Origin of the sequence: Synechococcus sp. H55.2 (genome assembly GCF_047462495.1) — a bacterium.
Classification (GTDB): Bacteria; Cyanobacteriota; Cyanobacteriia; order Thermostichales; family Thermostichaceae; genus Thermostichus.
Window position 1 is genome coordinate 31290 of record NZ_JANSJH010000001.1, and the last position, 22362, is coordinate 53651.

Below are 22362 nucleotides of genomic sequence, written 5' to 3' on the forward strand. Positions count from 1 at the left end.
CCGGGGGTGAGGGCTGACTCCCTCTGGGAGAGGGGCCGGGGGTGAGGGTGCCTCTGGGAGAGGGGCCGAGGGTGGTCGTGTGAGCGGCGCGGAGCGCTTGGGCTCAGAGCCGCCCGCGATCCAGGCTGCGATACTGAATCGCCTCGGCGAGGTGGGTGGGGGCGATGGCCTCGGCGCCCTCCAGGTCGGCGATGGTGCGGGCCACCTTGAGAATGCGGTCGCTCCCCCGCGCAGAGAGGCCCAACTTTTGGATGGCGCTCTCCAAGAGTTTGCGACAGGGATCCGAGAGGGTACACCACTGCCGCAGATGGCGAGATTGCATCTGGGCGTTGCAGTGGATCCCGGGTTCGTCCTGGAAGCGCTGCCGTTGGCGTTGCCGCGCCCGTTCCACCCGCTGCCGCACCGCTTGGGAGGATTCGCCACCCTGCGCGCGGACAATTTCTTCCGGCTTGAGGCGGTTGACCCGCACCTGCAGGTCGATACGATCCAACAGCGGCCCGGAGAGCTTGGACCAGTAGCGCTCCCGCTGCTGCGGCGTACAGGTGCAGGGCTGGACGGGATCCCCGTAGAAGCCGCAGGGGCAGGGGTTGGTGGAGGCCACCAGGGTGGTTTGGGCGGGAAACTCTAAAGAAACGCGGGCGCGGGAGATGGTAACCTTGCCGTCTTCCAAAGGCTGGCGCAGCACCTCCAGCACCTCGCGGCGAAACTCGGTCAGCTCGTCCAAGTACAGAATGCCGCGGTGGGCCAGCGAGATCTCACCGGGTTTGGGGTAGGGGCCACCACCCACCAGCGCCACGGAAGAAGCCGAATGGTGGGGAGCCCGAAAGGGCCGCTGGGCGATCAGGGCGGTCTGTCCGCCCAGGTGGAGATTTTGCCGCAACAGGCCGGCTGCCGAGTAGATGCGGGTAATTTCTAACATTTCTTCCCACTGCAGCCGGGGTAAAATGCCGGGCAGACGCCGCGCCAGCATGGTTTTGCCCGCTCCCGGACTGCCCACCAGCAACAGGTTGTGCCCGCCGGCCGCCGCGATCTCCAAGGCCCGTCGGGCGTGTTCTTGTCCCTTCACGTCGGCCAAATCCAGCAGGGGTTCCGCCTCAGTTGGCAGCATCTGCTCCGGCTGGATCCGCACCGGCTGGACCCCTTCCGGGTTTTGCAGCCAGCTCACCACCGCCGCCAAAGAGGGCAGCCCATACACCTGGATCCCTTGCACCAACGCTCCTTCCGGGCCGTTTTCCCGGGGCACCACCAGGCGGCGGATCCCCATCTCGGCGGCGCTGGCGGCAATGGGCAAAACTCCTGCCACGGGACGCAGGGTGCCATCCAGGGCCAATTCCCCCAGCATCAGGGTGTTGGCCAGCGCTTCTCCCTCAACCACTCCTGCGGCTGCCAGAATGCCGATGGCGATGGGCAGATCGAAGCTGGGGCCTTCTTTGCGCAGATCGGCGGGGGCCAAGTTAACAATGATCCGCCGCTGCGGCAGGGCAAAGCCGGAGTTCTTGATGGCCGCCCGCACCCGCTCTTTGGCCTCTTGAACGGCCGTGTCGGGCAGCCCCACCAGGGTGATCTGGGGCAGCCCACCGCCAACGTCCACCTCCACCGTAACCCGCACGGCCTTGAGTCCCAGCAGAGCAGCGGAGGTCACTTGGGCAAACAAGAAGATCGCCTCCACGAGCATCTCAACTCATCCTGGCAGAAGTTTTGGCGGCACGCCCCCCGCCCGCCCAATCCAGCGCTTTCCCCCAGCTGCATTCCCGAAAGGAGAACGTCACAATCAACGTTGAGAACGCCCATCGAGCCGCTCCCCCATCTCGTCCTCGTCATCGGGCTGCGTGAGATTGCGTGTGGATTCCTCTCCTGCAATGGGATCCCTTCCTGATCCAGAACTGTTTTATATGCTGAGCTCCGATGGGCGATTGGGGGCGTTGGGGGGTGACTGGGAAGCCTGCCTGGGCTACACGCCTGCCGAGTTAGGGAAGCTACCGACCCCTCTGGTGGAAAGGCGCTTGGGCTGGTCAAGCAGTTCGCGTCAGCGGGACGGAGTCCTCTCTGTTGATCGGAAGCGCCCGCCCTGTGCTCCACAGCCCCCCTCGCCGAACAGCGACGGCGATAAGGTTGGATCCTCAACTCTCCTCTCTGCCCAGCAGCGCTATTTGGTCACCCCAGTTGAGAACCAACAGCGCCTTCTCTGGAAACCCCCAGCCGCCAGCAGATCTATTACCAGCAGATCTATTGGTAGAGCTATACAGCCTGTGGAGCCAGCCGCGTTTACGTGTTTGAGTCGGGTAAGCTGATGCAGGTGATGAACAATTTGCTCTCCAATGCCGCTAAATTTTCCCTGTTGGGAGAAACCGTCCGCATCTGGGCCGAGCTGGTTCCAGAAGGAATCCGGGCCTGTGTGCAGGATCGCGGGCCGGGGATCCCGGAGGCGTTTCGGACCTGCATTTTCCAAAAGTTCGCCCAAGCTGATGCTTCCGATACGCGGCAGAAGGGGGAGACGGGCTTGGGTCTGGGCATCAGCAAAGCGATTGTGGAGCGATCTGGCGGCAGCATGGACTTTGTGTCTACACCGGATCAGCCGGGTACTACCTTACCATTCGCGCCTTGGTGGGAGCAAAAAGCAGGCGCGCCCTTCTGGGCCAACTGAGGGAGAACCCTTATCTCTAGGAGGCTGATCCCGGTGGTCTTTCCTGCTTCTGAACCTTCCTTGGGTCTTTCTTCGGGCTCCCCTGAGTTCGACAATCTTGACGATCTTGGGGAACAGGTGCAGCGGTTTGCCCGGCGCTACCGGGGGCAGGTGGCGCAACTCAGCCCGCCAGAGCTGGCGGCGGCACTTCAGGAGTTGGCCAAGCTGACGCAAAGGATGCAAGGGATCCTGTCTGAGGCCAAAACCACGGCTGGCGCGGCAGAGGCAGCTTGGCAGAGGCTGGAGCAGGTCATCTTTTTCCAAAACCAGCTGTTGTTTTTCCCTCTGGAGCTGCAATCTCTACCTGCCGTTCCTGCCACTGGCCCGGCGGAAGGTGCTCCCCACAACCCAGAGGGTCAACGCCCAGGCGAGCCCGAGCTGCAGCCCTTTCGCCAATTCTTGTGTCGCCTCCGCCATCAGCAGGGCCACCAACAGCCCGAGCCTCTGGAGCGCCTGCTCCACCAACAGTACCTGACAGGACGGTTGGCTTGGCGGCAGTTGTGGCAGGTGACCCTGAACCCGCCTACGGCGCTCCCAGATCACACCCTCGTTCGGCTCCAGAGCTTAGAGACCCACAGCAGCGCCGAAATCCGTTGGGATGCCTATCAGCGACTGGGTCAGTACCTAGAGGCCCATGCGGAGCTGGGGGGATTTATCCTCAGCACCCTGATCCGCGACCACCTGTGGGAGGCCCAATGGCGGGGCTATGACTGTGTTGCCGAGCTGTACCTGGCTCGCCACGGCCTGACTCAAACCTTTTTGGAGAACCTACTGGAAGGGATCCGCGATCGGTTTGACCTGTTCCAGCGCTACTACCGGCTCAAAAGCCGAACAATGGGGCGTTCCATCCGCATCTGCGATTTGCATGCCCCCTGGGAGGATCCCGTCCCCCTCTTGACTGCTGCCGAGGCCACCTCTCTGGTCTGGGCTGCTTTGCAGGACTTTTGCCCCGAGTGTGCGGCCCAGGCCAAACCCTGGCTACTCGAAGTCGGCTCTGAAGCAGACCAGCCCGAGTCCTCGCCCAGACCGGGAGAAACGGGATTCCTGTTGCAGACCCTTGCGGCCATCAGCCGGCGGCTCCGGCCTGAGGATCCCCAAGTTTGGCTGGATCTGGAGGAGATGCAGGGGAGGGGCTACGCACCGTCGGCGCAAATGTGGGGCGTGCAGGTTCACACCGCCCTTTTGCAGCAGATATTCCTGGATCACCTGGTCGCCTCGGCAATGGGATCCCCTCGCTCTGCTCCTTACGATCCAGAGGGGCAGCGTGCCGGCAGCCTGAAGTTGGCCCAGGCCGTGTTGATAGGCCATCTGGAGGCGCAGTTGCAGGCGGTGTTTTACCAGAGCTTGATCGGTCGGCTGGAGCTGCTCCTGTATCGGTCGGGGATCCCGGAAAACGGTGCAACCTTTCCCCTCTGGGTGAGCGAGGAGTGGCTGAAACTGTGTCAAGAGCTGTGCGGAGATGCGGTGGAATTGTTGCCGGAACACCAGTTCCGCTGGGTGGGGATGCCGGAGCTGTTTCTCCGCCCCTTCAGCGCCTATCAAGCCAGCCTTGCCAGCTTGGTAGCCATGGCCTGCCACCGTCGCTATCGTAGTTCTCCGCGCAACTTTCTGCCCCACTACCTCCACTGGCTGGCCAGCCCGCCCGGATCCCTGACTCTGGAAGAGACCACCCAAAGGCTACAGGCGGATCTGAGCGATCCGGAGGGGGTGTTACAGGCGCTGGAGGAACTGGAGCATTGGATCGAAACGCTCGAAAAGCTGCTGGAAGAGGATCCAGATCACTAGGTTCTGAATAAACTACCCCACCGCGTAGGCGGATGGGGTTTAAGGACTCCGTCCCGCTGTCGCGGACAGAGAGCAAGCAAGCCCCGGCCCCCCCGTATACAGGGGGAAAGAGGGGGTACAGTGCGGGGCTCCTGCGGCTTCTAGCTGACAGATTCTCCAAGCCATCCACGCTCACCGCTTGCCCAAGCCCAGCGCCTTTTCCACCTGTTTGGCCGCGTAGGCCATGGCAAAACAGCAGATGAAGTAGATCACGCCGATCACAAACAGCACCTCCCGCTGAGTGCCCAGCCAATTGGGGTTGGTGAACACGACCCGACCTGCCTGCAGCAGGTCGATCAGGCCGATGATGAACACCAGGGAAGTGTCTTTAAAAAGGGTGAGGAACTCGTTCACCAGAGCTGGAACGGCTGCCCGCAACGCCTGGGGCAAAATCACCAAAGCCGTCACTTGAAACGGGTTCAAGCCCAGCGCCCGTGCTGCTTCTAGCTGTCCCAGGGGGATCGACTGCAGGCCGCCCCGCACATCCTCGGCCACATACACGGCTGTGAACAAGATAAAGGCCACCTCCGCCCGGATGATCAAGTTGACGCTGATGCCCCCCAAAAAGAAGGGCACCAACAGCCAGGCGGCAAACAGAATGGTGGTCAGAGGTAACCCCCGCACCAGCTCGATCACCAGTGTGCAGAAGATTCGGATTACCGGCAGCGCCCGATTGGCCCGACCCAGCGCCAGCAGCACTCCAATGGGGAAACCAATGATCATGGCGGCTGCTGCCAAGATCAGGGTCAGCAGCAGTCCCGACAGTTGCTCAGAGCGCACCGCCGGCCAGTTGGGGCCCAGCTCGCCCAGCAGCAGCTCCAGGCAGAGGGGCAAGATCAAGGCCCAAACCCAGATGGAGGGCAGCCGCCAGGCTTCTCGACCGCGGCTGAGGGCAACAGCGGCAAAGGTCACTCCAGAGCAAGCGGCCAGCCACCCCTGCGATTGGGTTCCCAAAGGCAGGAAAGCAGCCAAGCCCATGGCGGCTCCCAAGAGGATGAGGTAGTGCAGCAGCACACCGCCCCAAGCTCCTCCGGCTACCCCTAAGGTGGCCAGCACAACCCCCAACACAGCCCACACCCGCCACAGTTGGTCGCTGGGGTAGGTGCCGGTGGTCAAGATCTTGAGGTTGGCCGGGATCACCTCCCAGCGGGCTTGGGTAAAAGCCCAGTTCCAGAACAGGGAAAGGGCCCAAGCCAACACCCAGGCGGAGGCCAAGGTGAGCAGGGTGCTTAGCCAGGAGTCGAACAGGTTGCGGCGTATCCACCCCAGAGGACTGGGTTTGTCCGCGGGGGGTTCGCCAGGCGAGAGAGTGCTGGACATGGGCTAGCGCTCCACCAACTTGACGCGGGCATTGAGCCAGTTCATGCCGTAGGAAACCAGCAGATTGATTCCCAAATAGGCAGCCATGAGGATGGCGAACATCTCCACCGAGCGTCCCGACTGGTTGATGATGGTGCTGCTGATGTTGAACAGGTCAGAAAAACCGACGGCGATGGCCAAGCTGGAGTTTTTAATCAGGGTAAGATACTGAGTGTTCAAAGAGGGGATCATGATCCGCAGCGCCTGCGGCACGATCACCAGGCGAAAGGTTTCCAGCTCTGACAGGCCGATGGCTCGGGCCGCCTCCCACTGCCCCCGCGGCACCGCCAAAAAGGATCCCCGCACCACTTCGGCGATGTAGCAGCCGGTGTAGGTGACCAGGCCCAGCATCATGGCGGTAAACTCTGCCGAAAGCTGGATCCCACCCCGGAAGTTAAAGCGCTCCAGCACCGGCACATCCAGCCGCAGCGGTGGTTCGGGGAAGAGCACCCAGCAGGCCACCGCCAGCAGCGCCACCCCCCCGGCCACCCACAGGTTTCGCTGCCGGGATCCCAGCTCGGGCCGGCGAGCCAGCAGCAACCTGTGGATCCCCCACCCGGCCCCGATCAAGATGGCCAGCGTGGGAACCAGCCAGCCACTGGGATCCAAGCCGGGCAGCTTGACTCCCCGTTGGTTGATGAACACCAGCCCGCCGAGAGAGAGGCTGTTGCGCACCCCTGGCAGGGTGAGGATCACCCCCTGGTACCAGAAGATCACGATCAACAGCACCGGCACGTTGCGAAAGATCTCGGTGACCACTGCGGCCAACTGGCGGGCCAGCCAGTTGCTGGAGAGGCGGGCCATCCCCAAAACAAAGCCCATCGCCGTCGCCAAGACAATGCTGACGGCGGACAGCCAGAGGGTGTTCAGGGCTCCCACCAGCAGGGCCTTCAGGTAGCTCTCGGAAGGGTCGTAGGGGATCAGCCCCTCGGTGATGCCGAAGTTGGCGGAGTTGCCCAAAAAGCGAAACCCCAAGCTGATGCCCAGGCGGCGCAAGCTGGCGAGGAGATTCTGGGTGAGGATCCCAAACACCAGCAACACAGCCACGACAAAGGCCGCCTGCAGCAGGATCTTCAGGATGCGCTCATCCCGCCACCAAGGGGGGCGCAGGTGGGGCTGGTCAGATAGAGCGGTCATGAGGCGCGAGCGAAAGTCCAAGATAGAGGGCCAGGGATCCCTGACCAAGCGGGATCCCTGGGGCGACGGCTCCCGGATTTCTGGACAACCGCTTAGCGAAAAGGTGGCGCGTACTGGATCCCACCCTGAGTGTAGGGCCGGTTCAAGCCCCGAGCCACCCCTAAGGGCGTCAAGTGCCGGTCAAAGATCTCGCCGTAGTTGCCCACCGCCTTGATGACCTTGACCACCCAATCCGGCTGCAGGCCCAGCAGCTCTCCCAGGTTGCCCTCCTGGCCCAAGAAGCGGCGAATGTCGGGATCCTCCGATTTGAGGAACTCTTCCACATTGGCGCTGGTGATCCCTTTTTCTTCCGCGTAGAAGAGGGCGTAGACCGTCCAGTTCACAATATCAGAGAAGCTCTCGTCGCCGTGAGGAACCAGAGGCCCCAACGGCTCTTTGGAGATCACCTCCGGCAAGATCACATGGTCGTCGGGAGCAGCCAAACTGGCGCGGCGGGAGATCAGAGCGCTTTGGTCGCTGGTGATGGCGTCGCAGCGGCCTTCTTCGTAAGCGTTAAAAGAGGAATCATCGCCGTCGAAGGTCACCGGTGTGAAGGCGATGCCGCGGGCCCGGAACGTATCCGCCAGGTTCAGCTCGGTGGTGGTGCCGGCAATCACACAGATGGTGGCCCCGTTCAGATCCTCCAGCTTCTGTACACCCAGACTTTTCCGCACCAAAAACCCTTGGCCGTCGTAGTAGGTGGTGGGGCCAAAAGTTACCGCCCACTCCCGATCCCGCGTCAGCGTCCAGGTGGTGTTGCGGCTGATGATATCCACTTCTCCTGCCTGAATGGCCGATTGGCGATTGGCCGCCGTCAGGTAAACGAATTGGATCTTGTCGGGATCCCCGAACAGAGCAGCCGCTACGGCGCGGCAGATGTCGATGTCGAAGCCGACATACTTGCCTTGGTCATCCAGGTTGCCAAATCCGGGCAGTTGGTTGTTTACGCCACAGATTAGCTCGCCCCGCGCCTTGATGCGGTTGGTGAGCGGCCCCAGTTGTGCCCAAGCGGGGAGCGACTGCAGGCCCACCGACAGAACCAATGCCCCGGCCAAGGGGGCCAATCCGTTCAAATGCTTCATCCAGCTCATAGAATGACCTCAATGTCAATCCTTCGTAATCTTCAGTAGTCCGTATCCACGTGGATCTACCTGGTGGATCTACTTGTTCGCCAGGCCAATGGCGTCGCACTCCTGCCACACCCCATAGAATGGTTCGCCAGAGGCGTCAATGATTTTCTCAAAGCCTTACATGTCAGGGCGTAGAGAAATGTTATGTAGGCTACGGTTATAGCTCAGCCGGTTCTGCCATGGTACCCATGCTTGCTTTGATGAAATAAAAGGGATTTATCCGCCCATGAAAGGATCCCCGCGCATGATGTCTTCACCCTCCCTGCCAACCTCAGCCGGCACCGACATCATCCAATGTGAAGATGTTCACAAATGGTACGGCGAGTTCCACGTCCTCAAGGGCATTACCACCCGCATCCGCCGCGGCGAGGTGGTGGTGGTCTGTGGGCCTTCAGGTTCGGGCAAATCGACGTTTATTCGCACCCTGAACCGCTTAGAAGAACACCAGAGAGGACGCATTGTGGTAGATGGCATTGAGTTGACCAGTGACCTGCGCAACATCGACGCCATTCGCCGCGAAGTGGGCATGGTTTTCCAGCAGTTCAACCTGTTTCCCCATCTCACGGTCTTGCAGAATGTAACCCTCGGCCCGATTCATGTGAAGAAAATGAAAAAGGCCGAGGCAGTTGAACGGGCCATGGAGCTGCTCAGGCGGGTGGGAATCGCTGAGCAAGCGGAAAAGTATCCTGGTCAACTTTCGGGGGGGCAGCAGCAGCGGGTGGCCATTGCCCGCGCCTTGGCCATGAATCCGGCGGTGATGCTTTTTGATGAGCCGACCTCGGCGTTGGATCCGGAGATGATCAAAGAGGTGCTGGACGTGATGCGGGAGCTGGCCCGCTCGGGCATGACCATGGTGTGTGTAACCCACGAAATGGGCTTTGCCCGCGAGGTGGCGGATCGAATTATTTTCTTCGACCGCGGCAAGATCGTGGAAGAAAACACCCCCCAGGAGTTTTTCAGCAACCCCAAGGAAGAGCGTTCCCGCCTTTTTTTGTCGCAGATCCTTTCCCACTAAGGGGCTACGCTTAGAGAGGCGCAAGCCGTGCCAGAAAGGCTCCCTCCGGCTCTTGGTAGAGAATTTGTCCCTGCCAGCCGTGGGCGTGGGCATAGCGCAGCAGAGTCTCCGGATCCACAAACAGCCAGGGAAAGGGATCCCCGCGCTGCCCGTTGTACTCGGCCACAAAGTTCACCACCTTGGCTTTTGCCTCGCCCGCCGCTTTCAAGTCCTTCCCCTTCTCCCAATCCTCGGCTTCAGAATCGGCTGAACTTTCTACCTGCGGCAGATCCGCCGAGCCGCCATCTTCCCTGAGGTCGCTTAGATCGGTGGAATCCACAAGCAACTGCCCGGTAGGCTGAACCCAGTGGCGGGCCAAGGTTAAAAAACGCTCCAATCCCGCCAGGGATCCCACCAGGCCGACGCCGTTCATCAGCAGCAGCAGCGTATCGAAGGGCTCCTCCGGCCCCTCCCAGGAGAACAGGTCGGCGGCAATGCGGCAGCGCACCCCCCGTTCGGCCATGATCTGCAGAGCCACGGGGGAGCGATCCAGGGCGGCCACGGCCAACCCCTCCTCCTGCAGCAGCAGGCTGTGGCGGCCTGTGCCAGCGCCGATGTCCAACACCCGACCGCGACACAGATCCAAAGCCAGGGCCTCCACTTCCGGCAGCTCCTGGGTGAAGAACACCTCCGGCGAGACCACCTGGGGCTCCTCTGCTAGTGGGATCCCCTCGGCGCTGTAGGCGTGCAAGCGCAGGGATCCCCTGGCCTGGCCCCGGTGCCAGTCCCACAGGGCTTGCTCGAGCGGATCCTGAGGCAAAGGGTTTTCGACAACCTCTATCATGGGAAGGGAAAGCCAGCGTCTTGCCCCGATGTCGCATTGCTTGACGCCGCCGCTATCGTCCTTTTGCGATCGCTGCAGGGGTTTGGGCCCCATCTCTGCAGGCTAACCGGGAGACTGAGCCACAGCGTACACCCAGAAGAGCCTCGGCAACCCCCTCTGTTCCTGTCTCCATTGTGGAGCACCTGGAGCGCCAATACCGCAACAGCCCTTCCTACCGGCCCGATCCTTCAGGTATGCTTCAAGAAAGCTCTTGAAGATCCTTGAAGAGGGGGGTTCCAGGAGCTTCCTGAAGGTGTGAGCGATACCCCTGCTGCCCGGATTCTGCTGTTGTTCTCTTCTTTGGGGCCCATGGTTGCCAAGTCTCCGCCACCCATCGTCTACATTGCTCTGGGGCTCCTGCTCCTCTGGGGCGGTCATCGCGCTTGGCGGGCGGGCTACCTTCGCTGGCCGCCAGGGATCTCGCTGCCAGGGTTGGGCAGTAGGGCCCAGGATCTGCTCTTAACCAGCGGCGAGCGCACCCTCTTTGCCGATAGCAGCCCCGCCGCCGTGGCTGCCGCAGAGCTCATCCGCCAGGGCAATTTCAGGGCGGCGATCCCGCTCTTGGAGATGGGGCTGCAGAACAACCGCAACGACCCGGAAGCGCGCATTTTTTTGAACAACGCCCGCGCCCGGCAACAGGGCAACCCCTTGAGCTTGGCCGTGGTGGTGCCCATCTCCAGCAACCCCAACCGCGCCAAAGAGACGCTGCGGGGCGTGGCCCAGGCCCAAGAGGAGCTTTTCCAACAGGGGGGCCTTGAGGGGCGGCTGCTGCGGGTGGTGATTGCCGACGACGGGGATAACCCGGAGCGAGCGGCGGCAGTGGCCAAAGCGCTGGTGGGCCAGCCTGAGATTTTGGGGGTGATCGGCCACAACGCCAGCGATGCTACCCTGGCGGCGGCTGAGATCTATCAGTCTGCCGGCCTGGCCATGATCTCCTCCACCTCCACCAGCACCCGCATCAGCCTGCTGGGGAACGCCATCTTTCGCACCGTCCCCTCCGACCAGATTGCTGGCACGCAACTGGCCCGCTATGTCCTTAACAAGCTGCGCCTGCAGAGGGTGGCCATCTTCTACAACCCCAACAGCGCCTACAGCACCAGCCTGCGCGACGCCTTTGCCTCCACCCTGACCAGCGAAGGGGGGATTGTGCTGGCCACCTTCGACCTAACAGCCGCCGATTTCAACCCCCAGGCCAGCCTCCAGAGTGCACTGGAGCAGGGATCCCAGGCGGCTTTCTTGGCACCCACGGCTTCCGTAGCCGAACAAGCGCTGGCCGTTGCCCGCCAGAACGCCCTCCTCGGCCAACCCCTTGCCCTGGTGGGGGGGGATGTGCTCTTCAGCCTCACCACCCTCAAGGAAGGGGGAGCAGCGGTGGAGGGCATGGTGGTGGCGGTGCCCTGGCATCCCGATCTTCCCCGCAGCCGCGGCTTTGCCCAGAAGGCAGCCCAGATGTGGGGAGGGCAGGTGAGTTGGCGCACCGCCCTGGCCTACGACGCCACCCGTGTTTTTCTCCAGGCTATTCGGCAGGGATCCCCCAGCCGCAGCGGCATTCTCACTGCCCTCGGCGACTCCAACTTCCGCTTGCCAGACGGCGCTTCCGGGGAGGTGCGCTTTTTGCCCTCCGGCGACCGCGATGCCCCCAACGTGCTGGTGCGCATTGAACGGGGCAACCGCTCCGGCACGGGCTACGACTTTGTGCCTCTCCCCTAGGGATCCCGGCAAGCGCTACAGTGGGGGATGCTCTCAACTCTCTCCATCTCCTCAGCTCGGACGGATCCCATGCCCAGCCGGATCACCGCGTGTTTCCAGGCGCTGCGCAGCCGCGGCGAAGCCGCCCTCATCCCCTACCTCACCGCCGGGGATCCCGACCTGGAAACCACCTTTGAAGCCCTGCAAGTTTTGGATCAACACGGCGCCGATCTCATCGAGTTGGGGGTGCCCTACTCGGATCCCCTGGCCGATGGGCCGGTGATCCAAGCAGCAGCTGCCCGCGCCCTCAGGCGGGGTGTTACCTTGGGTGCCATATTGCAGGGCTTGAGGTGCCTCTCCCTGCAGGCTCCCCTCATCCTCTTCACCTACTACAACCCTATCCACCAGCTCGGCCTCCCCACCTTTGTACAGCAACTGCGCCGGGCCGGCTGTGCTGGCTTAGTCGTCCCCGACCTGCCCCTGGAAGAGGCCGGATCCCTGCGGGAAGCAACGCAGGCAGAGGGGATCGACCTCATTTTACTGGTGGCCCCCACCAGCCCCGCGGAGCGGATGCGCCGTATTGCCCAACAGTCCAGCGGCTTTATCTACCTGGTCAGCACCACCGGCGTCACCGGCGAACGGGCCACCCTGGAGCAGCGGATCCCGGCCTTGCTGCAGCAGTTGCGCCAATACACCTCCCTGCCGATCGGGGTGGGCTTCGGCATCTCCACCCCCGACCAGGCCAGCCAGATCGCCCGTTGGGGAGCCGATGCCGCCATCGTGGGCAGTGCCTTCGTGCAACGGCTGGCCAAAGCCCCCACCCCCGCCCAAGGGCTACAGCAAATCGCCCACTTCTGCCGGGATCTCAAGGCTGCCCTGCAGGGGATAAGCACCCCACAACATTGACAGCCGATGGCTTTGCCGCTAGCTCAAAACAAGGGAAACGAATGTTTACCTTACGACTGAAACAAATGTTTACATTTTATCCGCATCCTCGCCGACCCATTGCCCGCCCGCGGCCCCATCAGAGACAGGAGATCGGCGGCTGAGCAGGCAGCTCGGCGTTGGTTTATTTGTAAATCTTTACAAAACACTCATCCCTCCCGCGCTATAAAATTGACCTGGATGCTCGGCTGTCTGAAGGTCGCAGAAGTTCTTGACCTATCTCAAAATCTGGGGCTTCGGTGGGGGTAATCTGCTCCACAGGATCCCCGGTTTTTGGGGAAACGGGATCCCACAAGAGAGCTTGGGATTCGGCTTTTGAGAGGTTCAGCCAGTCGCTCATCGCTTTTTGGAAAGACCAGAAGGAGATCCATCATGCAAGACGCCTTTACCCGGGTGATCGCTCAGGCAGATGCACGCGGCGCCTTTTTAAGTGATCAAGACTTCGACCGTCTGGCGGCTTTGGTGGCAGAGGGCAACAAGCGCCTGGATGCGGTCAACCGCATGACCAGCAACGCCGCCCAAATCGTAACCAACGCAGCTCGGTCTTTGTTTGCCCAGGAGCCGGATCTGATCGCTCCTGGGGGCAATGCCTACACCAACCGTCGCATGGCCGCCTGCCTGCGGGACATGGAGATCATCTTGCGCTACATCACCTACGCCACCCTGGCGGGGGATAGCTCGGTGCTGGAAGATCGCTGCCTCAACGGCCTGCGGGAAACCTACATTGCGCTGGGGGTGCCCACCACTTCTGTGGCCAATGGTATCGCTGCCATGAAGAAAGAAGCCCTGGCCAAGATCATGGATCCGAAAGGCATCACCCCTGGCGATTGCTCGGCGCTGCAAAGCGAGGTGGCCAGCTACTTCGACAAAGCCGCTGCCGCCATCGTCTGAGGACGGCTGGGTTGTCCCTCTTCAGACCTGTTGAATCCATCTTTCTGATTGGGTAGGTGGAGATCCTCAAGTTGGGACGTAATCCGCCATTCCTGCAGAACGTTCGTTAACAACCAAATCGATGAATTTAGGAGTTGCAAGGTGAAAACCGTCATCACTGAGGCGATTGCTTCCGCTGACAATCAAGGGCGTTTTCTCAATGCCAGCGAGCTGCAGGCGGTCAACGGCCGTTACCAGCGTGCTGCTGCTTCCCTGGAGGCGGCCCGTGTCCTGACCCAAAACCAACAAACCCTGGTGCGGGAAGCGGTGCAGGAAGTGTTCAAGCGCTTCCCCTACCTGACCCAGCCGGGCGAAATGGGCCACGGCGATGTGTTTCAGGCCAAGTGTGCCCGCGATATCGGCTACTACCTCCGCTTCATCACCTATTCTCTGGTTGCGGGCGGCACCGGCCCCCTCGATGAATACTTGGTAGCCGGGCTGCGGGAGGTGAACCGCTCCTTCAACCTCTCTCCGAGCTGGTACATTGTGGCTCTGCAGTACATGAAGAACCGCGCTCTGGGCATGCTGAGCGGCCAAGCGGCCAACGAAGCGGCCATCTACTTCGACTACGCCATCAACGCCCTCAGCTAAGGGATCCCAGGGCTAGAGATCCCCACTTGTGGGGAGTGGACGATCTCTTTCTTCGTCTTCCAGTTGTATGTCTCTCCAGAGCAGGCGGGTCTGGCCCCGCGGTTTTCGGGTTGAGTCAGCATTTTGGCTCCTCTTCAGCCGAATGGGTTGGTCGCCTGCTCTTTGTCTTAATCGTTCTGGGCATTGCCCCATGGCAGGGCGGAGCAGCCCGCAGAAGCAGCCGATATGGCTTGTCGGGTGAAGGGCGGCTCCTGCCTGTGTTCTGGACGAAACCCAATATAGATATCTGGGGAAAGCGATGTTTGGTCAAAGCACCACCGGCCCTGAAACCCTGACGGAAGCTGGCAGCCGGGTTTACAGAGTTGAGTACACCGGCCTGCTCAACCCGCCGGATGCCCTGGCCACCTCTGCCAAGGTGCGTCGCAGCACCCTGAGCACCACCGTTCCCTACAGCCGCCTGTCTGCCGAGATGCAGCGCATTCTGCGAATGGGCGGCAAAATCGTGCAGGTCATCGCTCTGGCGGGAACCGATGCCGCCTCTGCCCAAGGCAACGGTGCTGCTGAGTAAGGGCTGCGGACAGAGTTGCCCAAGGGTCATGAACAGCTCTGCAAAGGTTCGCATGGCATCCAACACGGCGGTGCTGCCGCAACAGCTCACTTGGGAGCAGGCGATAGCCCGGCTGCAGGGGGATGACCTGCAAGAGCGGTACTATGCCGCTTGGTACTTGGGCACGATTCGGGATCCGCGCGGGGTAGAGCCGTTGCTTTTGGCGTTGCAGGATGAACGGGATCGCACGGTCTTGGGGGGCTATCCGCTGCGGCGCAATGCTGCCAAGGCGCTGGGGCAAATCGGCGACGTGCGAGCCGTACCCGGCTTGATCGAGGCGCTCACCTGTACCGACTTGCATGTGCGGGAAGAGGCCGCCTATGCCTTGGCCCAGTTGGGGGACAGGCGAGCGGTGGATCCCTTGCTGGCCTTGCTGCAGTCGCGGGAGCAGGAGCAGCCCTGGGAAGCCCTTATCGAGGCGCTGGGCCAGCTCGGCGCCACCGAGGCCGAGGCGGCGATCCGGCCTTTTTTGAGCCACCCTTCGGAGCGGGTGCGTTCGGCAGCCGCCTGGGTGCTCTATCGCTTTACCCAAGCTGAGGAGCTGACCCAGGTTCTGGTGGCGCTGCTGGCTCACCCCAATTTCAGCCTGCGCCAGGCTGCTTTGTTCGACCTGGCAGAATCCGGCTGGGTGGCAGGAGCGCCGCTGTTGGCGACCGCCGATGTAGCCCTCAACCTGCGCATCAACGCTCTGAAGCGGCTGTTCGACGTGGCGCTGCAGTTGGGGCAGGTGTCGCCGGATCGGGCGGCAGCGGCGATCCTCCCGCAACTGGACAAGCTGTTCTAGTCGCTCTCCCCGGCTCCGGCTTTCGACTTCACTTCTAGCTCTGCCTATGTCCTCTTTCTCGGCTGCACAAGTGCTCCCCGCTGCTGTGGCTCAACTGGCCGCCGAGCTGGAGCAGGCCACCTCAGCAGAAGACCTGCTGCGGGTGGTGAGAGCGCTGGGATCCCTAGGCCAGGTGGAAGGGATCCCCCTGCTCATTCGCGCCTTTGGCTTCAACCGCCCTGCCGTGGGAGAAGCCGCCTTGGAAGAGGTGTTGCGCTTTGGGGAGGCGGCAGTACAGCCTTTGCTGGCTAACATCGATGGCTTCGACTACGGGGCGCGCGCCTATTCGGTGCGGGCGTTGGCCCGCATCGGCCACGGGGATGCCTATCCCTTTTTGGCGGAGGCGATTGTAGCGGACTTTGCCCCCAGCGTGCGGCGGGCGGCGACCCGTGGGCTGGGGCGGGTCGCTGCACGGCGGCCCCTCTCCGACCAAGAGCAGGCCCTGGAGCTGCTGCGTCAGTGCTTGGGCGACGCCGATTGGGGCGTCCGCTATGCCGCCGTCGGATCCCTGACGGATTTGGCTCGGCTGGGAGAGGCATCTTTGCGATCTGCCGTCGAGGCAGCCCTGCAAATGGCCTTGCAGGATGCGGATCCCTTGATTCCCCTGCGCGCCCAGTTAAGTCAGCAGGAGCTGGCAGCCGATCCATAGCCCTGTCCCCCTTTGTCGTCTCTTGTTTCTTCAAGGAGCACCACCTATGTCTCTTCCGTTGCTTGCCGATCGTCCCACCACCCAAAATGAGCGGGTGCCTCGTTACTTTGTGCCCAGCGACGAAACCCCGCCGGTCTATCGTCCTGATGACCCGACGGGCGTGGACAACATCATTCGCGCTGCCTATCGCCAAATCTTCAGCGAGCATCTGATGCTGGAGAGCTATCGACAAAAAGCTTTGGAGTCGCAGTTGCGCAACGGAGCGATTTCGGTCAAAGAGTTTGTGCGCGGCCTGGGCAAGTCGGAGGTGTACCGGGATCTGGTCATGGTTCCCAATGACAACTACCGCTTCATCGAGGTCACTTTCCAGCGCTTCCTGGGCCGGCCCACCTACAGCCAACAGGAGCGCATTAAGTACTCCATCATCGTTGCTACCCGTGGGCTGGATGGCCTCATCGACGCTGTAGTGGATAGCGAGGAGTACAACGCCGCTTTCGGGGACGATGTGGTGCCCTATCAGCGCCGTCGCCTCTCCGAAAAACCCGCTAACTTGGTGACCCCCCGCTATGGAGCCCGTTGGCGGGATGTCTCCGGCGTGAAGCGCTCGACCCGGGAAGTGGTGCGCACCTACCGTCTCACCCGCCCGCCCAAACCCGGGGATCCGGAAAACTTCCTCAACATGGCCCGCATGCTCAATCCCCAGCCGGCGGCGCGGCAAAACATCAGCGTCTTCGATCTGAAGATCCCCGACATGACCACCAGCCGCCGCTAGCACTGGACAAACTTTCCAGGACGATCCCTCGCGGGATCCGTCGGGCCGATCGATCCGATGCTGTTCGGGTAGGTCGGCTCGCGGCTGTGCTTGGGCAAGATTCGTTATAATTCTGAGTGATGCTTCTTAACACTTGGGTTGCATGAAGAATCCGGTTGTGCGGGCTTTTTTTGTTGGCAAAGCCGTAGCAGATGTTCTGCGGGAGCGTTGGGAGAGCGCCCTTGCCGACATTGCCGGAGAAGTGGGCAAGGTGTGGGCTGAGCTACAGGAGGGCTGGCAAACCTTTGCCCAGGATGTCATGACCCGAGCTGAGGCAGAAGCCTCGGTGGCTGCCCAGGAGATGGTGCCCCCTCCTTTCAAGACAGAAGATTTGCAGGCAACTCTGGACGACCTGCGGGCAGAAGTGGCGCAGTTGCGCTCCGAGTTGCAGAAATATCGGAGTCGAAACGCTTGAATGCCAGCAGACAGGGATCCCCGACTTCCCCGGGATCCCAATCGGTCAAGCCCTATACCGCCTACCGTTGGGCCCGGGAAAACTACACCCGCTGGGGCCGCCTTCTGGATATTTGGCGATTTGTGCTCACCTGGCTGTTCTACCTCTGGCTGGATCAGCAAGCCTGGAGCTATGGGGGACAACCCACACCGGAGCGCAAGGCCAGACGTCGCCGCGCCAGAGCCATTTGGATCCGTGAAACGCTGCTCCACCTCGGCCCTACTTTTATCAAAGTGGGGCAGTTTTTCTCCACCCGCGCCGATCTCTTCCCCTCTGAATATGTCGAGGAGCTCTCCAAGCTGCAGGATCGAGTGCCTGCTTTTGGCTACGAACAGGTGGCGGCCATCGTGCAGCAGGAGCTGGGCAGGCCAATAGCCCAGATCTACAGCTATTTCGATCCCACCCCCTTGGCGGCGGCCAGCTTGGGGCAGGTGCATCGCGCCAAGCTCAAGACCGGCGAAGAGGTGGTGGTCAAGGTACAGCGCCCAGGGCTGACCCGGCTGTTCACTATCGATCTGGAGATCTGCCGCGGTATTGCCGAGTTTTTTCAGTACCGCACCCCTTGGGGCGGGCCGGGCCGGGACTGGATCGGCATCTACGAAGAGTGTCGGCGCACCCTCTGGGAAGAGGTGGACTACCTCAACGAGGGCCGCAATGCCGATACTTTTCGTCGCAATTTTCGGGACATGCCGCAAATTGCCGTCCCCAAGGTGTACTGGCGCTACACTTCCCCCCGTCTGCTGACATTGGAATACCTGCCGGGGATCAAAATCAGCGATTACGAAGCCCTGAGCGCGGCGGGGCTGAACCGCAAGGTCTTGGCCCGCTTGGGGGCAGAGGCCTATCTGCGGCAATTGCTCAAAGACGGCTTTTTTCATGCCGATCCCCATCCGGGCAACATTGCCGTCAAGCCGGATGGCACGTTGATCTTTTACGACTTCGGCATGATGGGCCGCCTGCGCTCCGATGTGAAAGAGAAGCTGATGGGCACGCTGGCAGGTGTGGTCTCCAAAAATGCCGATCGGGTGGTGGCCTCGCTGGTAGAGCTGGGGGTGCTGGTGCCCACCGCCGATCTGGCGCCGGTGCGTCGCTCCGTCCAGTACATGCTGGACCACTTTATGGATAAACCCTTTTCCAGCAACTCAGGAGCAATCTCGGTGGCGGCCATTAGCGAAGACCTCTACGAGTTGGCCTACGATCAGCCGTTTCGCTTTCCGGCTACCTTTACCTTTGTGATGCGGGCCCTAACCACGTTGGAGGGGTTGGGAAAGGGGTTGGATCCGGAGTTCGACTTTATGGAAGTGGCCAAGCCTTTCGCGGAGGAGCTGATGAGTTTAAACGGAACCGAGACCGAGACTCTCTTGGCCCAGGTTGGCCGCCAGGCGGCTGAGTTTACCAGCAGCAGCCTCAGTTTGCCCCGCCGCCTCGAATTGACCTTGAGCAAGTTGGAACAAGGAGAACTGCGCCTGCGGGTGCGATCGAGCGAGGCAGAGCGCCTGCTGCGCAAGCTGAACAGCACCGGCTTGGGGGTTATTTATGCAGTGTTGTTTGCAGCCTTCTTTCTGAGCGCAACCCAGCTCCTTTTGGCCGGACATGCTACCTTAGCCGTTATCACTTTGGTTTTGGCTGCCCTCGCTGCTCTTGCTTTAATCAGGGTACTCTTGAGGTTGAATCGGTCAGAGCGATTGATGTGATGCGACGATACGCCTGCGCTACGGATCCGGGCAAGGTTCGCAGCAGCAACCAGGATGCCTACTACTGCGATCCGGAAGGACGTTACTTCATCGTTGCCGATGGCATGGGAGGGCACGCTGCCGGGGCAACGGCTAGCTTGTTGGCCGTCGAGACCATCCGGGCCTATCTGGATCGAGGCTGGAAAAACGTGCCGGCACCCAAGTTGCTCAGCGAAGCGGTAGAAGCAGCCAACGAGGCCATCCTCAAGGACCAGCGGCAAAACCCGGAGCGGGCCGACATGGGCACCACCGTGGTGGTGGCCTTGGTGGATCCTAACAACAATTGCTGGAGCGCTCACATTGGCGATTCTCGCCTCTATCGCTTGCGGGGATCCGAGATGCAGCAGATGACGGAGGATCACACCCTGGTGGCCCGCTCGGTTCGCCAAGGGGAGTTGACTCAAGAGCAAGCCCGCGTCCACCCCTGGCGACATATTCTCGAGCGCTGCCTGGGCCGGCCCGATGCGGGGCCGCCTGCCGTGCAGCCGATTACAGTTTGTCCGGGGGATCGCCTGCTGTTGTGTAGTGACGGGCTCACCGAAGAGCTGGAGGACGAGGCTATCGCCGAGTATTGCCTGCAGGTAGAGGACTTGGAGCAGCTCCCCCGCAAGTTAATCGAGGCGGCCAAAGAGCGGGGCGGGCGAGACAACATCACAGTGGTGATCGCCGAATATGCCTAGTTGGCAGCCAGCTAGAGACGGTATTGCCGGTACACTTCGCCGGCGGCGCGGTGCAGCAGCGAGTGGCGGTACACAAGGCGGGCAAGGTCTTGGCCATAGCCGCCGCCGATGACGCAGGCGACCGGATGGCCCCGTCTCACGCAAGTATCCAGCACCTGCATGTCGCGGCGAAACAGCCCCTCGTCGCTGAGGGCCAGCTTGCCCAAGAGGTCTTCTGCGTGGGGATCCACCCCCGCGTCGTAGAGCACCAGATCGGGGCGCACCTGGGCCAAGAGATCCGGCAAGTGGTCGGCCAAGATTTGTAGATAGGCTTCGTCTTCCAGGCCCACCGGCAGAGGCACATCCAGGTCGCTCTGTTGTTTGGTGGCCGGGAAGTTGGCGGCGCAGTGCATGGAGAAGGTAAACACCCGCGGCTCGGAGCGGAAGATCCAGGCGGTGCCGTCGCCCTGGTGCACATCCAAGTCTACAATCAGAACCTTGTGCACCAGCCCCTGCTGCAGCAGGACTTGGGCGGCAATGGCCAGGTCATTGAAAATACAGAAGCCGGAGCCGTAGGTGGGAAAGGCGTGGTGGGTGCCGCCGGCGGTATTGCAAGCCAGGCCGTGGCGCAGGGCCAACTGGGCGGTCAGGACGGTGCCGCCCACGGCTCGACAGGTGCGCCGCACCAGCTCAGGGCTCCAGGGCAGGCCGATGCGCCGCTGCAGCTTGGCTTCCAGGGATCCCTCACAGTAGGCCCGCACGTACTCTGGCGTGTGCACCGATTCGATCCAAGCCAGGGGAGGCAGCTCCGGCTGATGCACTTGCTGAGAGCGGATCACCCCTTCCCGCAGCAGCAGCTCGTGCAGGAGGCGGAATTTGGGCATAGGAAAGCGATGGCCCGGCGGCAGGGGGGCGCTGTAGTCGGGGTGGTAAACGACGGGCAAAGACATTCAAAGCAACCGGATTGACGGCGGTGGGCATAGCCTATGACAGCTTCAGTGCTTATGGTAGAGGTAGCCCGCTCCTGTCAGATCCCTGCGGAAGTCTTGCTCTGTTCTCTTCTCTGGATTGCCGCGATTTCCTATGTTCACTTCCTCGGATCCCTTTTTGGATCGCCTCTTGGCCCAGCGCTATCGCCTCACCCATCTGCTGGGGCAAGGAGGCATGGGGCGGGTCTATTTGGCCCAAGATCTGCTCTTTGGCGGGGTGGAAGTGGCCGTTAAGCTGCTCTCCCAGCCGGCAATGGACGAGCAGGCCCGCCTGCGCTTCGAGCGGGAAGCGAAAGCCTGCGCCGCTTTGGGCCAAAAGAGCCTGCACATTGTCAAGGTGAGCGACTACGGCATCACTGCCGATGAGGTGCCCTTCTATGTGATGGAATACCTGAACGGCCAAACCCTCAAGGATATTCTGGCGGCGGGACCTCTGCCTCTGGAGCGCTTTTTTCGGCTGGCCCGCCAAATTGGCCTGGGGCTCAAAGCAGCCCACGAAGGGATCCTCTTGGAAGGGCAGCGGATCCAGGTCATCCACCGCGACCTCAAGCCGGCCAACGTGATCGTGGTGGCCGACGAGAGCTTGGGGGAGCTGGCGAAGCTGGTGGATTTCGGCATTGCCAAGCTGCTCAACACCCGTGAGTCGCTGAGCCTCACCCACGCCTACTTGGGGACGCTGGCCTACTCCTCCCCAGAGCAATTGGAAGGGTTGCCGCTGGATGCCCGCTCCGACATCTACAGCTTCGGGATCATCCTCTACCAGATGGCGTCCGGCCAGATGCCCCTCCAGCCCACCACGGAATCTTTCCCGGGCTGGTACCAGGCCCACCACAAGCAGCGCCCCCTGCCTCTGGAAGAGCTGGGACTGCCCGCTGGCCTCTCCGACCTCATCCTCAGTTGTTTGGCCAAAGATCCAGCCGCCCGTCCGCCCACGGTGGCCAATGTGTTGGCAGAGCTGGAGCGCATCCAAGCCGGGATCCAAAGTTCCGCCCCTGTTGCCTTTCCATCGCCAGGGATCCGTGGCGCCTCGCTTCGGGATCCTGCTCCTTTAGCCACAGCCGGCACGCTGCGTCTCAGGCCCGTGACAGGGGCCACTGCGGCGGAAAACAGGGGACCCCTGCGCCTGATCCCCTTCTTGGCGGGCGGTTTGCTGGGTTTGGCTTTGGTGAGTTGGGGGTTGGGGCGGTTTCTGCAGCGCCCTGCGGCTCCGGTGATCTCCGGCTCTCGCCCCTCGCCAGCTCCCACGGAGTTAGAGGATGAGCGCCCCGGAGCGGGTGCGCAGCCCGATACGGCCCCTGAACCTCTTGCTCTGGAGCGGGTCAACGGCGGTGCTGCCCAGGACGCCGGCAAGAGGGAGCGGGATCCGGCGCCGGAGCTAGAGCCCTACGCCAGCAGCGAGCCGGTGTTGCGCGCCTTCCCTCTCCAGACTTCCC

General features: G+C 61.9%; 21 protein-coding genes. 15 read left to right on the plus strand and 6 right to left on the minus strand.

Annotated features, from left to right (window positions below; all coding sequences use genetic code 11):
- Positions 1-103: 103 nt before the first annotated feature.
- The gene (locus NW844_RS00130) at positions 104-1654 is read right to left on the minus strand and encodes a YifB family Mg chelatase-like AAA ATPase (RefSeq protein ID WP_414332450.1); all 1551 of its coding nucleotides are present in this window, start codon (positions 1652-1654) and stop codon (positions 104-106) included.
- Between the two features lie 615 nt (positions 1655-2269).
- Between NW844_RS00130 and NW844_RS00135 the strand changes: the two genes are divergently transcribed.
- The gene (locus NW844_RS00135) at positions 2270-2644 is read left to right on the plus strand and encodes a sensor histidine kinase (RefSeq protein WP_414332362.1); all 375 of its coding nucleotides are present in this window, start codon (positions 2270-2272) and stop codon (positions 2642-2644) included.
- A gap of 33 nt (positions 2645-2677) precedes the next feature.
- A complete protein-coding gene (locus NW844_RS00140; protein WP_414332364.1) occupies positions 2678-4468 on the plus strand; it encodes a peptidase M3 in 1791 nt (596 codons plus the stop codon).
- Between the two features lie 171 nt (positions 4469-4639).
- Here NW844_RS00140 and NW844_RS00145 read toward each other — a convergent pair whose 3' ends face one another.
- From NW844_RS00145 to NW844_RS00155, 3 genes are all read right to left on the minus strand, one after another.
- The gene (locus tag NW844_RS00145; protein ID WP_414332366.1) at positions 4640-5827 is read right to left on the minus strand and encodes an amino acid ABC transporter permease; all 1188 of its coding nucleotides are present in this window, start codon (positions 5825-5827) and stop codon (positions 4640-4642) included.
- 3 nt (positions 5828-5830) lie between these two features.
- Entirely contained in the window at positions 5831-7024 is a 1194-nt protein-coding gene (locus NW844_RS00150) for an amino acid ABC transporter permease (protein ID WP_414332368.1), read from the minus strand.
- A 71-nt stretch (positions 7025-7095) separates the two neighbouring features.
- A complete protein-coding gene (locus NW844_RS00155) occupies positions 7096-8124 on the minus strand; it encodes an amino acid ABC transporter substrate-binding protein (RefSeq protein ID WP_414332370.1) in 1029 nt (342 codons plus the stop codon).
- Positions 8125-8398: 274 nt separating this feature from the next.
- On the opposite strand from NW844_RS00155, the gene NW844_RS00160 reads away from it, so the two are divergent.
- Positions 8399-9187, plus strand: coding sequence for an amino acid ABC transporter ATP-binding protein (locus NW844_RS00160; protein WP_414332372.1), 789 nt, complete (start codon positions 8399-8401; stop codon positions 9185-9187).
- A 10-nt stretch (positions 9188-9197) separates the two neighbouring features.
- On the opposite strand, the gene NW844_RS00165 is transcribed toward NW844_RS00160, so the two are convergent.
- Positions 9198-10103, minus strand: a complete 906-nt coding sequence (locus NW844_RS00165) for a class I SAM-dependent methyltransferase (RefSeq protein WP_414332374.1) — start codon at positions 10101-10103, stop codon at positions 9198-9200.
- Positions 10104-10304: 201 nt separating this feature from the next.
- On the opposite strand from NW844_RS00165, the gene NW844_RS00170 reads away from it, so the two are divergent.
- From NW844_RS00170 to NW844_RS00220, 11 genes are all read left to right on the plus strand, one after another.
- On the plus strand, positions 10305-11759 hold the full coding sequence (locus tag NW844_RS00170) for an ABC transporter substrate-binding protein (RefSeq protein WP_414332376.1): 1455 nt from the start codon (positions 10305-10307) through the stop codon (positions 11757-11759).
- A gap of 69 nt (positions 11760-11828) precedes the next feature.
- On the plus strand, positions 11829-12644 hold the full coding sequence (gene trpA, locus NW844_RS00175) for a tryptophan synthase subunit alpha (RefSeq protein ID WP_414332452.1): 816 nt from the start codon (positions 11829-11831) through the stop codon (positions 12642-12644).
- A gap of 408 nt (positions 12645-13052) precedes the next feature.
- Positions 13053-13574, plus strand: a complete 522-nt coding sequence (locus NW844_RS00180) for a phycocyanin subunit beta (protein WP_304411987.1) — start codon at positions 13053-13055, stop codon at positions 13572-13574.
- Positions 13575-13715: 141 nt separating this feature from the next.
- On the plus strand, positions 13716-14204 hold the full coding sequence (locus NW844_RS00185; RefSeq protein ID WP_414332378.1) for a phycocyanin subunit alpha: 489 nt from the start codon (positions 13716-13718) through the stop codon (positions 14202-14204).
- Between the two features lie 298 nt (positions 14205-14502).
- The gene (locus tag NW844_RS00190; RefSeq protein WP_414332380.1) at positions 14503-14772 is read left to right on the plus strand and encodes a phycobilisome linker polypeptide; all 270 of its coding nucleotides are present in this window, start codon (positions 14503-14505) and stop codon (positions 14770-14772) included.
- Between the two features lie 52 nt (positions 14773-14824).
- The gene (locus tag NW844_RS00195; protein ID WP_414332382.1) at positions 14825-15595 is read left to right on the plus strand and encodes a HEAT repeat domain-containing protein; all 771 of its coding nucleotides are present in this window, start codon (positions 14825-14827) and stop codon (positions 15593-15595) included.
- 46 nt (positions 15596-15641) lie between these two features.
- On the plus strand, positions 15642-16283 hold the full coding sequence (locus tag NW844_RS00200) for a HEAT repeat domain-containing protein (RefSeq protein WP_414332384.1): 642 nt from the start codon (positions 15642-15644) through the stop codon (positions 16281-16283).
- A gap of 46 nt (positions 16284-16329) precedes the next feature.
- The gene (locus NW844_RS00205; protein WP_414332386.1) at positions 16330-17055 is read left to right on the plus strand and encodes a phycobilisome rod-core linker polypeptide; all 726 of its coding nucleotides are present in this window, start codon (positions 16330-16332) and stop codon (positions 17053-17055) included.
- 142 nt (positions 17056-17197) lie between these two features.
- The gene (locus NW844_RS00210; RefSeq protein WP_414332387.1) at positions 17198-17509 is read left to right on the plus strand and encodes a DUF6825 family protein; all 312 of its coding nucleotides are present in this window, start codon (positions 17198-17200) and stop codon (positions 17507-17509) included.
- The gene (locus tag NW844_RS00215; protein ID WP_414332389.1) at positions 17506-19242 is read left to right on the plus strand and encodes an ABC1 kinase family protein; all 1737 of its coding nucleotides are present in this window, start codon (positions 17506-17508) and stop codon (positions 19240-19242) included. Before NW844_RS00210 ends, NW844_RS00215 begins: the two co-directional genes overlap by 4 nt.
- Positions 19242-19961, plus strand: coding sequence for a Stp1/IreP family PP2C-type Ser/Thr phosphatase (locus NW844_RS00220; RefSeq protein WP_414332391.1), 720 nt, complete (start codon positions 19242-19244; stop codon positions 19959-19961). Before NW844_RS00215 ends, NW844_RS00220 begins: the two co-directional genes overlap by 1 nt.
- 11 nt (positions 19962-19972) lie before the next feature.
- Here NW844_RS00220 and NW844_RS00225 read toward each other — a convergent pair whose 3' ends face one another.
- Positions 19973-20890: a histone deacetylase gene (locus NW844_RS00225; protein ID WP_414332393.1), complete on the minus strand. Its 918-nt coding sequence runs from the start codon at positions 20888-20890 to the stop codon at positions 19973-19975.
- A gap of 133 nt (positions 20891-21023) precedes the next feature.
- Here NW844_RS00225 and NW844_RS00230 point away from each other — a divergent pair.
- Positions 21024-22362: protein kinase domain-containing protein (locus NW844_RS00230; protein ID WP_414332395.1), on the plus strand; the 1339-nt coding region annotated here is incomplete at its 3' end.